The following is a 12,217-nucleotide window of genomic DNA, read 5'->3' as shown; positions in this document are numbered from 1 at the left end:
GAGCGTGAAATGCGCTGGCCGACGTCCGCCATCAAGGCTAGACTGCCCCACGGACTCATCGGAATGGCGCACGTCGTTGCGCCAGGCGCGACAGGGGAGCTCGGCGCATGAGCGAAGCGAACGACACGGAGAGGCCCGCAAGCCAGGTCCAACGCAGGCGCAACAGGCTGGGGAACGTCGCGACGGTCCTCTCGATCGTCATAGGCATCGTCGCCTTCATGGCAGTCATCGCCGTGCCCGTGATTGCCTCCATAGAGCCCGGCTGGCCCCTCTACGACTTCATCAACGACGAGGTCCTCGACGGACCCCTGGGCTGGCTGCTGGGCCTGTACTTCTTTCTCGACATCGCCTTCTTCATCTGGCTCATCGTGTGGCTGAACGAACGCTTCGAGACGCTGGTCGACCGCCTGGTGCCCGACCCCACGGCACCCGCGCGCGACCGCAGCCTGGAAGAGGCGGCAAAAAGGAGGGCGCACTCCCCCGCAGCGCCACCCTCCCCCACCAAGCCGCTCACGAGAGAGGAGCGCGCGGCGCAGGCGGGGAGGCGCCGGAGGACAGTCGCCATCGTCCTGGTCATCGCCTACCTGGTCGTCCTCCTCTCGATGTTCGTCACGAACCTCGCCGGGATGGCGCTCAACGGCGGCTCGACCAACCTCTACTTCTTCTCGCTCCCGTTCTGGGCCGTCGTCGCCGTGGGCCCCTTCGCGTACCTGAGGGCCGCGCATAAGCTGGTTCCAGCGCTCAACGCGAAGCCAGGGCCAGGCGAGAGGGACGCTGGCGACGTCTCCGAGGGCGATTCCGGAAACGTTCCCGAGGGCACTCCCACGATCGGCCAGAAGGCGCGGAACATGGGGCTGCTGTCGATGATGGGAGGTTGGCTCCAAAGTATTCCCGTGGGTCTTCGGCCCGCCTTCCGCACCGCCGGGAGCATCCTCTTCGGCCTGGTCATCCTCGTCGGCTTCGTCGTGCCCCGCGTCCTCGACGTCCCCTACGCCCTTCGCCCCTCGGTCGTCGTGATCAGGTCGTACGAGGTGAAGAGCGCCCTCTTGCGGGCGACGGCCACCGAGCCCCTCTATGCGGTGCACGCGACGGGCGAGGACGGCGGGAGCTACACCTACTCGATCTCGAACCCCAGCGAGACCGACTACTACACGCAGCCCGTCGTGATGCAGGTGCTCCCGCACTCCGGGCGCGTTGTCGGCGTCAAGGAGGGGTACCAGGCCCTCGAGCTGCTGCACGACGCGGGTCGCCTGACCGACAGCGAGTACGACGAGGCAGAGAAATACCTGCTCACCAGGGGCACTCTGTAGCGAGATGCCCATCCGCGGGGCGTGGAGGGCGGAGAGGCCCGCGCTCACGGGAGCGGCGCCTTTGGACGGAATTCGTCGCTCCTCGCCGTCAGGCACCTCTCGCCATCAGGCGCCCCTCGCGGTCAGACGCCCCTCGCGTCGAGCGCCTCGGAGAGCTCGTCCGCCCGCTTGACCGACATGACGAGGTAGGGCACCGCTGCGGCGACCAGGGCGCGCGTCCCCGAGAGCCCCCGGGCCGCAACGGCGTCCCTCGCCTGCGCGTAGGTTGATCGAGCGAGCGGAATCGCCGAGGCGGCCAGCATGATCAGCAGTCCCAGGCGCGCGGAATCGACGCCGAGGGGACGCAGGAAGCCCAGCGCGGACGTGAGAGTGCGGAGCAGGTCGGTCGCCCGCGTCGTGTACGCGAGCAGGTCGCAGAGCAGGACGACGGAGACGATCCTGCCGGTGACGGCCACGACCCGGGCCGGCCCCTGGAAGGGCGCCTGGGCGAGCACGGTGAACGCGACGAGCCACCTGATGGACCAGGCGTCCCGGGCGAGCGAGGCGATGCCGAAGCCCGAGGCGAGGTGACCCGCAGCGGCGGCCACGAGGAGCAGGATGGCCACCCAGCCCGGGGACGTCGCGGCGGCCACGGAGCAGGCGAGAAGGGCGAGGAGCTTCGCCCCCGCAGGGAGGCGATGGAGGGGCCCGTCCCCCGCCCAGTACAAGGCCCCCATCACTCCCACCTCGCACGATAGGCGTCGACCACCCGGGGCGCGGGCCCCCGGTCGACGATGGTGCCGCCCTCCATCAGGACGGCCTCGTCACAGCCCGCGGCGAGCGCGAGGTCGTGCGTCGCGACCACGAGCGGGCGGCGGAGCCCCCCGAGGAGCAGCCGGCCGATGCGCAGCGCATTGGGCAGGTCGAGCATCGTGGTCGGCTCGTCCGCAAGGACGAGCTCGGGGTCGCGCACGACGGCGGAGGCGATGGCGAGGAGCTGCTTCTGTCCGCCGGAGAGGCTGTGGGCCGGGACGTCGGCAAGGCGGTCCAGGCCGAGGGACTCGAGGGTCGAGGCGACGCGGCGTCCGGCCTCCTTCGCACCCAGGTGGAGGGGGCCCAGGGAGAAGGCCACGTCCTCGGCCACCGTCGGCATGACGATCTGGGCGTCGGGGTTGGTGAAGACGAACCCCACCCGCTCGTGCAGGCGCCTCCGCTCCTCCCAGGCGTCGAGCCCGAGCACGCGGGCCCTCCCCGAGGTCGCCCTGGCGAGGCCGTCGATCACGCGGAGCAGGGTCGACTTCCCCGAGCCGTTCCGGCCTATCACGGCCAGGGTCGTCACGTCTGCCTCGAGGGACACGTCGCGGAGGATGGTAGCCCCGTCGACGACGAGCCCCACGGCATCGAGCTCGACGTCAGCCAACGTCGCCGTCCCGCGCGACCCTCGAGGTGCCAAGGGAGTCGGACCACGCGGCGGGGTACGCCCGCCAGAGCACGCAGGCGACCGTGGTGGCAAGCACGGCCTTGACGAGGTCGCCGGGGACGAACACGAGGGCGGACAGCGCGGTCTGAGGTATGCCCTGCCCGAGCACGAGCGCCGTCCCGGGTATGCCGAACAGGTACGGGACGGCGACGCCGCCCACGAGGCAGGCCACGAACGTCCGGACGGGCGTGACCCTCCCGCCCGACTGGGCGATGAGGCCGCACGCGCAGGAGCCGGCGACGAACCCGACTAGGTAGCCGACGGTCGGTCCCATGAACAGGGCGAGGCCGCCCGCCCCGCCGTGCAGCACCGGAAGGCCGATGGCGGCAAGGAGGAGGAGCACGACCACCGAGAGCGGAGCGAGGCAGGGCCCGAGCACGATGCCGGCGAGCATGACCGCGAAGGTCTGCAGCGTGATGGGCACGGGGCCCACGGGGACGGACGTCCATCCCCCGACGGCGATGAGCGCGGCGAACGTCGCCACGCGCGCGAGGTCGCGGTTCTCCAGGCGCCGAGGCGCCCCCTTGGCCTTACCCATGACCTTCTCCCGTCTCTCGATGGCCAGCCATGGGCATCCTAGTGAAGGCCAGGCGAGAAACGCAAGGAACTTATTGACTTGTCAACATTCTCCACGAAAGCCAGCGGGCGGAACGGGGCGGTGGCATGGCCCCGCAAGACCTAGGCGAGCGGAAGCACGATGGCAGCACGCGCCCCCAGGGCGGCTCCCCCGCCGTCCTCGCGGTTGGAGAGCTCGAGCCTGCCGCCGTGTGCGGAGGCGACGTCCGCAGCGATCGAGAGCCCGAGCCCGAAGTGGGAACCCGCCCCGGAGGTGCGCGACGCGTCCCCGCGCCAGAAGCGCTCGGCCCCGTGCGCCAGGACGTCGGGCGAGAAGCCCTCCCCGTCGTCCTCGACGGCGATGGCAAGGTGCTGCGAATCGCTAGAGAACGCAAGCATCACGCGGCCGCCCCCCGCGTGCTCGCAGGCGTTGCCAGCCAGGTTGAGCACAGCGCGCGCGAGGGCGTCCCCGTCCCATCGCGGCTTCGGCAGCTCTCCCCTCGCGACCACGTCGCACAGGCCCCGGAAGGACGGCTCCCGCGACGTCTCGAACTTGAGGCCATGGGCGGAGACGAGCCTCCCCACCTCGCCCTCCAGACCGTCTGCCAGGGCGGCCGGGTCCACGGGCGCGAGGTCCAGCACCTCTGCATGCCCGCGGGACGCCTCGACGATCCTCCCCACGAAGGCGTCCATGGAAAGCATCGCGTCGCGTATGGCACGAACGCAGGTGGCCTGCTCGTCGCCGAGCCTCCCCTCCCCGACGTCCTCGGCCAGCAGCTCGGCGTTGCCGAGCGCGACCGTGAGCGGCGTCTTGAGGTCGTGGGCGAGCGCCGCGACCTGCTCTCGTGCCCGCCGCTCCGCCGCCCTCTGCGCCTCGAGCGAGCCCTTCAGCGAGAGGCGCATCTCCTCCATGGCGCGCAGGACGTCGTCCACCTCGGCAACGTCGCTCTTCCCCACGGGTGCTTCGAGGTCCTGCCTGCCGACCGCTTCCGCCGCCCGCACCAGGGGGGCCATCTTGCGCGTCAGCACGCGGCCGGCACGCAGGGCGATGAGGGTGACGGCCGCGACCAATGGGAGCAGGATGGACCACATCAGCAGGTCCTGAGGATTGGGCAACGCGTCTCGCAGGCCCTTGTCGGCCCACTGGGGGACGATGTCGTAGCAGAGCACGCAACGGCCCCCGTCCGGCAGGTCGACGACAGCATAGAAGGACGAGCCGGACGTCGTGGGCCGGATGTCCCCACCTCCCCGCCCGGCGGCCAAGGTCCGTGCCTCATCGAGCTGGCGCCCGCCCATGTCGGACCCAAGCAGCCTGCCGTCCGCACCGAAGCGCGCATAGCGGTATGCCGACGGGATGCCGGAGGAATCGAAGGAGGGCTGGCTGGCAAGGACGGACGCGACCTCGTCCAGGTGCGTCTCGCCATAGTTGGCCACCAGGACGGTACCGGACTGCATCTGCCCACCGAAGACGCCCAGTGGGATTCCCAGGGCGAGAAGCGCCGCCACGAGCACATAGAGGAAGTAGCGCGAGATCACCAGGGCGAGGGGGGTCCGCGTGCGCCGCGGCAACGGCCCTACGTGGACCATCGGTACCCCATCCCCCGCACCGTCTCGATGGGGTCCACGCCCGCGGCATGGAGCTTGGCGCGCGCGTTGCTCACGTGCATCGACACGGCGTCGTCCCCCGCGTCCGACGCCCACCCAAACGCCCTATCGCGAATCTGGTCGCGCGAGAGAACCTGCCCGTCGTGTCGCGCGAGGAACTCGCAGATGGCGTACTCCGTGGGCGTGAGCGCCACGGGCCTTCCGGCGACGGAGAGCGCGCGACCACCGAGGTCGAAGCGGACGTCGCCGAGGGCAAGAACGTGGGTGTGGGTACGTCCCTCTCGCCTCAGGTGGGCGGCCACCTTGGCGCGCAGCTCGGCCACCCCGAACGGCTTGCGCAGGTAGTCGTCTGCGCCCAGGGCGAGCCCACGCACGGCGTCCTCCTCGGCCACCCTGGCGGTGAGGAAGACTATGGGGGCGTCCACGAGCTCGCGGATGCGTCCGACCAGCTCGAAGCCGTCCATCCCGGGCATCATCACGTCGCAGAGGACGAGGTCGTAGCGCGAGAGGTCACGATCGGGCACGGATGTTGGGTCGTTCTCGACGTCGACCACATGCCCGTCGCGCGCGAGGGCACGGGCGAGCAGGTCCGTGATCGCCCGCTCGTCGTCTATCGCCAGGATCCGCGCCATGGGACCCCACCGTCCTCTCCCTCCGGCCCCGGGGACCGCAGTTCCGTCACCGCCATGATAGGCAAGGAGGGCGCCCGCACGCCATCCCCCAGGCCCGCGTCACCCCGCACCGAGGACGTCGTGCGCGGTCTGCGGGACCTCGGACTCGTCGACGCCGTCATAGCGCACGCCCGAGCTCCCCTTCGCCTCGATCCTGAGCCACCCCTGTCCGGACGCCTCGCGCCCGAAGAGGATGATGGTCACCATGAGACGCGTGCCATCCTCTGCGGACGCCTCCACGTCGTAGACGTAGTTCACGCCCGATCCGGACGCGTCCGGATATGAGTCCACGTGGGCCCCCGGAGCCGGACAGCGCGCCCACACCATGCGGGACGGCACGGGCAATAGCCTGTCGGCCGTGCTCTTGGCCACCGTTCCGGCACCAGAGCATCCCTGAATCGCGGCGCATGCGAGCATAGTTCCCGCTGCAAGCGCAAGGATCACGACGACCCGTCCCCACGTTCTTACGACCATGCCGAACACCCCCTACTCCCCGCGACGCGCGGGCTCGAAGCGCGCGACCCACCACTGCACGGCCACCGCGAGCAGGGCGGTCGTCACGACGCACGCACCCGCGAGCCAGGTCAGCGCAGCCGCGACGGCACCCGCCCCGCCAGAGACGAAGAGCTCCACGCCGAGGGAGCCCAGGCGTGCGGACCAGCAAGCGGGAACCAGGCCGAACGCGCTCGTCCCGACGGCGGTGAGCTCCCCGGTCATGAGGCCGTGCGCGAGCCCGCCCACCGAGAAGAACGCGAGCATGAGCCCCGCCGCGCCCACGGCGATGGCCACGTTGCGGCCCCAGCGCAGCGCAACCGCGTAGAGGAGCAGGTAGAGCAGGATGCTGCCCAGGGACAGGCCCGCAAGCGCAAGCACCCACACGCCCGCCCCGAACGGACTCCTGCCCGCCACATGCAGCACGGTGGCGAAGGTGCCCAGCGAGAGGGCGAGGGCGGCCGTCCCCATCAGCCACAGGACGCAGAGGCGCGCAGACAGGGCAATCCGACGCGACGGGACGGACAGCAGGGCCGAGAGTCCCGTGGCCTCCCCCTCGCCGTCCGCGTCCAGACCACAGACGATGCCCGCCATGAGAGGCATCAGGGCCCCCAGCAGCTGCACGAAGGCATCCGACCCCATGGCCGGGTCCCAAGGCGCATAGGCGAAGTACGCGCCGCAGGCGAGGCCCGCCGCGAGCGCACAGGAGAGGTGGAGGGGCACGAGGGGCGACCGGCGCAGCCGCAGGGCCTCCGCATGCAGGGCGCGCGGAAGGGTCGTCCTGGGCGCGGCGCCCCTGCCGGAAGCCCGCGACCCGCCCTTGCGCGCCCTCATCTGAGCTCCTCCGAGCGAGAGACCCAGACCGCCCCCGCCGCCGTCAGGGCGGCGGTGAGCGCGCAGGCCACGGCGAGCGCGAGCGCGACATGGCCTCCCTGGGAGACCGCCTCCACCGTCGCCATGCCGGCCGACGCCGGCTCGCCGCTGGGCAGCACGGGCAAAAACGCCGTAGGCAGCACGATGGTGGCCGTGGGCGGGCAGGCGGGCCAGAACGGCACGGCCGACCAGCCGAAGCTCAAGGCCAGCTGGACCGCCAGGGGGACAAAGATGCCCGCAAGCATCCCCACACGCATCGTGAGCAGGAGCGTTGCCGGGATCATCCACGAGCTCGCGACCACGAGGGAGAGCGCCGCCGCCAGCATCGACTGCAGGCTTGACGCCCCCTCGGGAGCCACGAGCGACAGCGCCACGTACACGGCCAGGACCACCAGGTTGGCGAGCAGCGAGAGGCCCAAGCACCAGACGACCTTGGCGCACCACGCGCGTCCGAGCGGCACGCCGTCGGAGAGCAGGGCGCGGTTTCCCATGCGGGCATCTGCGTTGGCCACCGTGGCGGCGACGAGCGAGAGCATGACCGGCATCAGCAGCACGTACCAGTAGTTCCAAGGCGTGTACGAGACTTCCGAGCCCGGCACGATCAGGACCGCCAGGGCCGCCAGCAGCGGGAAGGGCAGGGCGAGGGCGACCGCCAGCCGCAGGGGCGCGGCGTGCCTCGACTTCAGCGCTTCCGCGCGCAGCACCGAGACGAGCGTGGCGCCCACGGCCCCGGTCCCCTTGGCACTCTCGCCCCTCCGCGCCGCATGGCGCGACGCGGCGGTCATCTGGACCCCTCCTTCCGGCACACGTCCATGAAGAGCCTCTCCAGGTCCTCTCCCTCGCGCAGCGCGTCCTCGTAGGCGAGCCTGCCGCCCACGATGATGCCCACGGAATCGGCCATGTGCTGGACCTCGCCCAGGATGTGGCTGGAGAGCAGCACCGTGATGCCGCGCTCCGGGAAGCTCCTGACCAGCCCGCGCAGGTCCTCTATGCCCAGGGGGTCGAGGCCGTTGGTGGGCTCGTCCAGGATCAGCAGGCGGGGGCTCGCGAGCAGGGCGAGGGCGATTCCCAGGCGCTGCCGCATGCCCAGCGAGAAGCGGCCCGCACGCTTGGAGCCCGTGTCGGTGAGGTCAACCGTATTCAGGACCTCGCCGATGCGCCCCTCCGGCAGGCCGAGGAGCGTGGTGCGCACGCGCAGGTTCTCGCGGGCGGTGAGGTTGGGGTAGAGGGGCGGCTGCTCTACGAGCGAGCCTATGCGGTACAGGTCGTCGCGACACCAGGGGCGACCCTCGAAGAGCATCTCGCCCTCCGTCGGGCGCAGCATGCCCGTGATCATCTTGAGGGTGGTCGACTTCCCCGCCCCGTTGGGACCGAGGAGCCCGTATACCCTCCCCTCCTCAACGTGCAGCGAGACGTGGTCGACCGCCGTCTGGGCGTTCGCTCCACGTCCGAAGCGCTTGACCAACCCGCGCGTCTCCAGGACGCATTCAGCCATGGGATCTCCTTCCGTTCTGGCTTCTCGTCTTCGAGAACCAGTCTGGGGGCGATCCCTAAAGGAACGCTAAAGGACGTAGCCAATGCGGCCCTCCGGACGCGCCGGAAGGCGAGGCGGTGACGCGCAAACCAGGCGCAGAATGCGCGCCTGCCGACAAACTCGCAGGTCAATGAAAAGCGGCGCGCACTTGGGGAATGGCCTGCACGCCAATGATGCGCGAGCTGCGCCATTGGCCGGCCCTGCCGTGGAAAACCGTCACGAACGGGCGCCTGCACTAGGATGCCGAGAGCCGACCCCGAATCTCATCGAGCATCGAGGTGGCCCTCGCAACCTGGCTGGCAATCTCGTCCATCTCGCCCGCATACCGAGCCTGATGCTCCTCGGCGGCCCGGAAGGCGGCCAGTATGACTTCCCTGGAGACGTCGTTCATGTCGATTTGCTTGCGCAGGTACGTCTCCATGTCGTTACGATAGCGCTCCACGTCAAGTCGTCCCACGAGGTTCTCGAAGCGGTACCGTATGTCCCAGCGCGTGATGTCCCACCATGGCTCGGCATCCACCTGGGCAACGATGTCGAGAAGCTCCTGCATGCGCTCGTCAGACCAATCGCGGATCTCCTCCTGACGCACGGCAACAACCTCGGTCCGCCGTACGCCAGAGTCGATGTCCCCCTCGGTGGACTTCAGGGCGGACCCAAAGCGACCGGCCCACTCCGAGTCGGCTCCCAGCAAACGGGCCAGCACCCCCATGGCCCACGGGCGTCTGGCGCCACTCCTCACGATGGTGAGGAGCAGGGCCGCGAGGACCTTGCCTGCCAGGCCGATGCCAGCCAGCTGGCTCAAGAGGTCCTCGGCATGGGGATATTTTCCTATGGCAGCGACAAGCATGCCGAGCTCCTCCGGATGCTGTCGGATGTAATCCCTGGCATGGCTCGGGTCATCTGCGCACGCACCGATCAACCCCGCAATCCGCCGCTGCTGCGCGGCGGGCACGTTGTCCATGATCCATAGGGTGAAGTGGTTGATCGTCTTCCAATATCCGCTCGCCCTCCCAGAGGAGTCCAGCCTGAAGTCCTTGGAATTCGAGAAGAGCATCATGGGGGCATGGTTTCTCGGGAGGAAGCTCGCGTCACCGCGTAGGAGCCAGTTGAGGGCGGACCCAAAGCCCTCGTGGTCCTGCCCCGACTCCAGGAAGTGGGTGTCTCCCGCCACGGAGCAGGGCAGGGCGCTCACGAAATCGCCCTCGTAGTCATAGGCGTGGATGTGGGCCTTCCTCGCGGCAATCTGGGAGGCATACTTGTTCATGAAGTTGCGACTGAACCCCTGCCCGTCAAAGGAATAGCACTCGTCGACGTTGGGATTGGTCACTGCGACGTACATGGCCTTGTTGCCGCCCTTCGAGTGACCCGTCACAGTGACGTGGTAATCGCCACCGCACACCATCTGGTCGACATAGGCGCTCGCGGCCCTCTGGTTTGGGGTGTCGTACTCGTAGAGGCCCTTGAAGTTATCGCCCCACTCCCCCGTCGAACCCTGGGTCCCCTTGAAGACGATGTACATGTCGTTCGTCTGCCTGTTCACAAGGGTCAGGTTGCGGCTGGTCTGGCCGTTCGTGCCAGGCTGGGTAAGGTCCTTCACGCTCAGGCCGGCAATCTCGGGATCGTTCAGCGCGTGGTCAATGAGGGCCCTGTACTGCTCGTCGCTGATGTAGCCATCATGCTGGTTGGCTCTCCCGGCGTGGGACTTCATGTACTGGAGCAAGACCCTCATGTCGGACGTCCCAAGGGCCTTGTACGCGTTCGACATGCCCTCTTGGTAGATGAGGGTGTTGAGCTGGGCTAGCTGGTCGGCACCCAGGGACATGCCTAGCCCACCCCCAGAAGGTCACCGGTTTGCTGCCATGCGTGTTGTCCGGACCTCACGGCCTCGTCGGCCCATTCCCAGGCGAAGCTCGCCCCATCTAGGGGCTTGGTCACCTTGTGGGCCTCCCAGTGGATGTCCAGGCCGGTCCTCCTCAAGGCTTCCACCATCCTCGAGACGCGTCCGGAGTAGTCCTTCTCGCTCAGGGTGCATTCGGGCGAGAGGTACACCCACACGTGGCCGTCAAGGTAGGGGCCCATCACGGACAGGCTGGCATCAGGGGGGATGGAGACGCTCTGACCCTGGTCGTGGACATCGTTCTCCACCTCCGGGTAGGGCCTCTCGGTCATGCCCGCATCACATAGCCACGTACCTTGGGGAAGGTCTCCGAAGGCCGACGATGCCGCCGCCTCTGCCGCCGCTTCGTATTCCTCGTGTAGCCGCACGTATGGATAGGTGTCAGACCACTGCGACCCACCGTCTTGGGGAGCACCGCCCGGGAAGAAGGTGCACCTGCACGTCGCCCCTGCGAACGGGCCGGAATCCACCGTGCAGGTCACGCTGTCGGCCTCGGCGAGCACCCCGCGGGAAAGTGTCACCTCGGTTGCCCTGAACGTCTCACCGTACCTATCGGAGAGGTGGTCTTCCACGGCCTCGGCATAGCGGACGTTCTCCCGCGCGGTGACGGAAGGCCATGCGCCCCTCTCGAGGGATGAGAGCACCTCATCGGGCGCGCCCAGCTGTCTTGCCATCGCGCGGTCACGTTCGGTGACCTCTTCGCTCATGTTCGCTACCTCCTGCGTCGTGTGCGAGCTTCCCAGCGTGCCTGGCATGCAGCCCGCGCAACCAATCGCCACCAGGGCCGCAAGGGCCATTTCTGCGACCAGGGAGTGGGCACCCCTCACCATGAGGAGCCCCCACCGGTGCCGCCCCCTGCGGCGAGAGGACTCGCGTCTGATGGTTCGCCGATGCGCGCGTTTCGTCTCGCCGCCTCGAAGTCGGCTCCCTGGAAGTCCGCCTTAGCCGCAGCGATGTCATCGGCGAGCGCCGAGAGGGTGCCCGATAGTGCTGTGGCACAGGCTCCTATGGCCCGCCCCACGCCCTCAAGGGCCTGTCCCCCCGACCCCGTCGTCAGCGTAAGGGAGTAGTCGGCAGCCGTCACCATGGCGGCATCGTCAGCCAGGGAGCGAAGCATGGCGACGATGTCATCGACACTGTCGGGAACGATGGTTATCTGACCGGATTGTCCCATGGCTGCACCTCAATCGAACTGGGCGTCGTCGGCGTCAAGGTCCTCGATGAATGCATTGGTCTTCCCGATGATGGGGGCAAGCGCCTGCTCGAGCACGTAGAGGGCCCTGACGATCTTGGCTTTGTCGGCCTCAAGCGGCACGCTAATGCGCTCGGAGCGGATTCCGGTGGCAATAAGCAGGTCAATCAGCTTGGCAGACTCGCTGCCCAGCGCAACGAGCTTTTCCACGTGCTCCCGTGCGAGCCCGGCATCGTAGGCAAGCTCGTGGTCGGACACCTTAAAGCCCATGGAATTCCTTCCCTCGCATGAGTGCCACGCACCAAACGCCTAGCTGTTGTGTGCCAACAGGTTGTTGACAGTTTCCAGGTGACAAGGAGGGGGGACTCCTCCAAGCTGTGACTTGTCGAAGGTTGCGGCGGAGAGAGAGGAGCCCCCTTGTTCCAGCATCCTAACGCAAGGCTCACCCCCTTCGGGCGCCGCAGGCTCGTCGGCAGGGTCCGCTCCGGCGAGCGCGTGTCGGCCGTCGCGCGGGACGTGGGCGTCAGCCGCCAGACCGCCCACAAGCGGCTCGCGAGGGCGAGGGCCGGCGAGCCCCCCTCCGACCGCAGGAGCCGGCCGGGGAGGCCGGCCAGGCTCACGCCGCCCGG

General features: G+C 68.9%; 15 protein-coding genes. 2 read left to right on the top strand and 13 right to left on the bottom strand.

The features are described from left to right. The first annotated feature begins 107 nt into the window (after nt 1-107). Nucleotides 108-1,310 (top strand): hypothetical protein, encoded by a 1,203-nt coding sequence (locus tag HMPREF1008_RS05390; protein WP_009278843.1) that lies wholly within the window; start codon nt 108-110, stop codon nt 1,308-1,310. Nucleotides 1,311-1,432: 122 nt separating this feature from the next. On the opposite strand, the gene HMPREF1008_RS05385 is transcribed toward HMPREF1008_RS05390, so the two are convergent. From HMPREF1008_RS05385 to HMPREF1008_RS05325, 13 genes are all read right to left on the bottom strand, one after another. Continuing rightward, on the bottom strand, nt 1,433-2,026 hold the full coding sequence (locus HMPREF1008_RS05385; protein ID WP_009278842.1) for an energy-coupling factor transporter transmembrane component T: 594 nt from the start codon (nt 2,024-2,026) through the stop codon (nt 1,433-1,435). Continuing rightward, nucleotides 2,026-2,709: an energy-coupling factor ABC transporter ATP-binding protein gene (locus HMPREF1008_RS05380; RefSeq protein WP_009278841.1), complete on the bottom strand. Its 684-nt coding sequence runs from the start codon at nt 2,707-2,709 to the stop codon at nt 2,026-2,028. The genes HMPREF1008_RS05385 and HMPREF1008_RS05380 overlap by 1 nt, the downstream gene beginning before the upstream one ends. Next, on the bottom strand, nt 2,702-3,307 hold the full coding sequence (locus HMPREF1008_RS05375; protein WP_009278840.1) for a biotin transporter BioY: 606 nt from the start codon (nt 3,305-3,307) through the stop codon (nt 2,702-2,704). Before HMPREF1008_RS05375 ends, HMPREF1008_RS05380 begins: the two co-directional genes overlap by 8 nt. Nucleotides 3,308-3,447: 140 nt before the next feature. Continuing rightward, the gene (locus HMPREF1008_RS05370; protein ID WP_009278839.1) at nt 3,448-4,911 is read right to left on the bottom strand and encodes a HAMP domain-containing sensor histidine kinase; all 1,464 of its coding nucleotides are present in this window, start codon (nt 4,909-4,911) and stop codon (nt 3,448-3,450) included. Continuing rightward, nucleotides 4,899-5,561 (bottom strand): response regulator transcription factor, encoded by a 663-nt coding sequence (locus tag HMPREF1008_RS05365; RefSeq protein WP_009278838.1) that lies wholly within the window; start codon nt 5,559-5,561, stop codon nt 4,899-4,901. The genes HMPREF1008_RS05370 and HMPREF1008_RS05365 overlap by 13 nt, the downstream gene beginning before the upstream one ends. 99 nt (nt 5,562-5,660) lie before the next feature. Next, a complete protein-coding gene (locus tag HMPREF1008_RS05360; RefSeq protein ID WP_156797605.1) occupies nt 5,661-5,891 on the bottom strand; it encodes a hypothetical protein in 231 nt (76 codons plus the stop codon). Nucleotides 5,892-6,086: 195 nt separating this feature from the next. Further along, nucleotides 6,087-6,926: an ABC transporter permease gene (locus tag HMPREF1008_RS05355; RefSeq protein ID WP_009278836.1), complete on the bottom strand. Its 840-nt coding sequence runs from the start codon at nt 6,924-6,926 to the stop codon at nt 6,087-6,089. Then, nucleotides 6,923-7,750 carry a bacteriocin ABC transporter permease gene (locus HMPREF1008_RS05350; RefSeq protein WP_009278835.1) on the bottom strand — a complete coding sequence of 276 codons (828 nt, stop codon included), beginning with the start codon at nt 7,748-7,750 and terminating at the stop codon, nt 6,923-6,925. The genes HMPREF1008_RS05355 and HMPREF1008_RS05350 overlap by 4 nt, the downstream gene beginning before the upstream one ends. After that, entirely contained in the window at nt 7,747-8,460 is a 714-nt protein-coding gene (locus tag HMPREF1008_RS05345; RefSeq protein ID WP_009278834.1) for a lantibiotic protection ABC transporter ATP-binding protein, read from the bottom strand. Before HMPREF1008_RS05345 ends, HMPREF1008_RS05350 begins: the two co-directional genes overlap by 4 nt. A 274-nt stretch (nt 8,461-8,734) precedes the next feature. Further along, a complete protein-coding gene (locus HMPREF1008_RS09870) occupies nt 8,735-10,321 on the bottom strand; it encodes an Mbeg1-like protein (protein ID WP_009278833.1) in 1,587 nt (528 codons plus the stop codon). 2 nt (nt 10,322-10,323) lie between these two features. Then, a complete protein-coding gene (locus HMPREF1008_RS05335; RefSeq protein WP_040656742.1) occupies nt 10,324-11,103 on the bottom strand; it encodes a hypothetical protein in 780 nt (259 codons plus the stop codon). Between the two features lie 116 nt (nt 11,104-11,219). Then, on the bottom strand, nt 11,220-11,570 hold the full coding sequence (locus HMPREF1008_RS05330) for a hypothetical protein (RefSeq protein ID WP_009278831.1): 351 nt from the start codon (nt 11,568-11,570) through the stop codon (nt 11,220-11,222). A 9-nt stretch (nt 11,571-11,579) separates the two neighbouring features. Then, nucleotides 11,580-11,858 carry a hypothetical protein gene (locus tag HMPREF1008_RS05325; protein ID WP_009278830.1) on the bottom strand — a complete coding sequence of 93 codons (279 nt, stop codon included), beginning with the start codon at nt 11,856-11,858 and terminating at the stop codon, nt 11,580-11,582. Between the two features lie 147 nt (nt 11,859-12,005). Between HMPREF1008_RS05325 and HMPREF1008_RS05320 the strand changes: the two genes are divergently transcribed. Then, the coding region (locus HMPREF1008_RS05320; RefSeq protein WP_009278829.1) for a leucine zipper domain-containing protein at nt 12,006-12,217 on the top strand (212 nt) is incomplete at its 3' end.

The sequence above is a fragment of the Olsenella sp. oral taxon 809 str. F0356 genome (assembly GCF_000233535.1).
Taxonomy (GTDB): domain Bacteria; phylum Actinomycetota; class Coriobacteriia; order Coriobacteriales; family Atopobiaceae; genus Olsenella_I; species Olsenella_I phocaeensis.
The sequence above is the reverse complement of the archived record's forward strand: the minus strand, read 5'-3'. Positions and strand labels throughout refer to the sequence as shown.

Excerpts from the sequence above, each read along its gene's own strand:
- HMPREF1008_RS05375 (WP_009278840.1), bottom strand. The coding sequence starts at position 3,307 with ATGGGTAAGGCCAAGGGGGCGCCTCGGCGCCTGGAGAACCGCGACCTC.
- HMPREF1008_RS05330 (WP_009278831.1), bottom strand. The coding sequence starts at position 11,570 with ATGGGACAATCCGGTCAGATAACCATCGTTCCCGACAGTGTCGATGAC.
- HMPREF1008_RS05370 (WP_009278839.1), bottom strand. The coding sequence starts at position 4,911 with ATGGTCCACGTAGGGCCGTTGCCGCGGCGCACGCGGACCCCCCTCGCC.
- HMPREF1008_RS05325 (WP_009278830.1), bottom strand. The coding sequence starts at position 11,858 with ATGGGCTTTAAGGTGTCCGACCACGAGCTTGCCTACGATGCCGGGCTC.
- HMPREF1008_RS05335 (WP_040656742.1), bottom strand. The coding sequence starts at position 11,103 with ATGAGCGAAGAGGTCACCGAACGTGACCGCGCGATGGCAAGACAGCTG.
- HMPREF1008_RS05355 (WP_009278836.1), bottom strand. The coding sequence starts at position 6,926 with ATGAGGGCGCGCAAGGGCGGGTCGCGGGCTTCCGGCAGGGGCGCCGCG.
- HMPREF1008_RS05345 (WP_009278834.1), bottom strand. The coding sequence starts at position 8,460 with ATGGCTGAATGCGTCCTGGAGACGCGCGGGTTGGTCAAGCGCTTCGGA.
- HMPREF1008_RS05385 (WP_009278842.1), bottom strand. The coding sequence starts at position 2,026 with ATGGGGGCCTTGTACTGGGCGGGGGACGGGCCCCTCCATCGCCTCCCT.
- HMPREF1008_RS05350 (WP_009278835.1), bottom strand. The coding sequence starts at position 7,750 with ATGACCGCCGCGTCGCGCCATGCGGCGCGGAGGGGCGAGAGTGCCAAG.
- HMPREF1008_RS09870 (WP_009278833.1), bottom strand. The coding sequence starts at position 10,321 with ATGTCCCTGGGTGCCGACCAGCTAGCCCAGCTCAACACCCTCATCTAC.
- HMPREF1008_RS05390 (WP_009278843.1), top strand. The coding sequence starts at position 108 with ATGAGCGAAGCGAACGACACGGAGAGGCCCGCAAGCCAGGTCCAACGC.
- HMPREF1008_RS05365 (WP_009278838.1), bottom strand. The coding sequence starts at position 5,561 with ATGGCGCGGATCCTGGCGATAGACGACGAGCGGGCGATCACGGACCTG.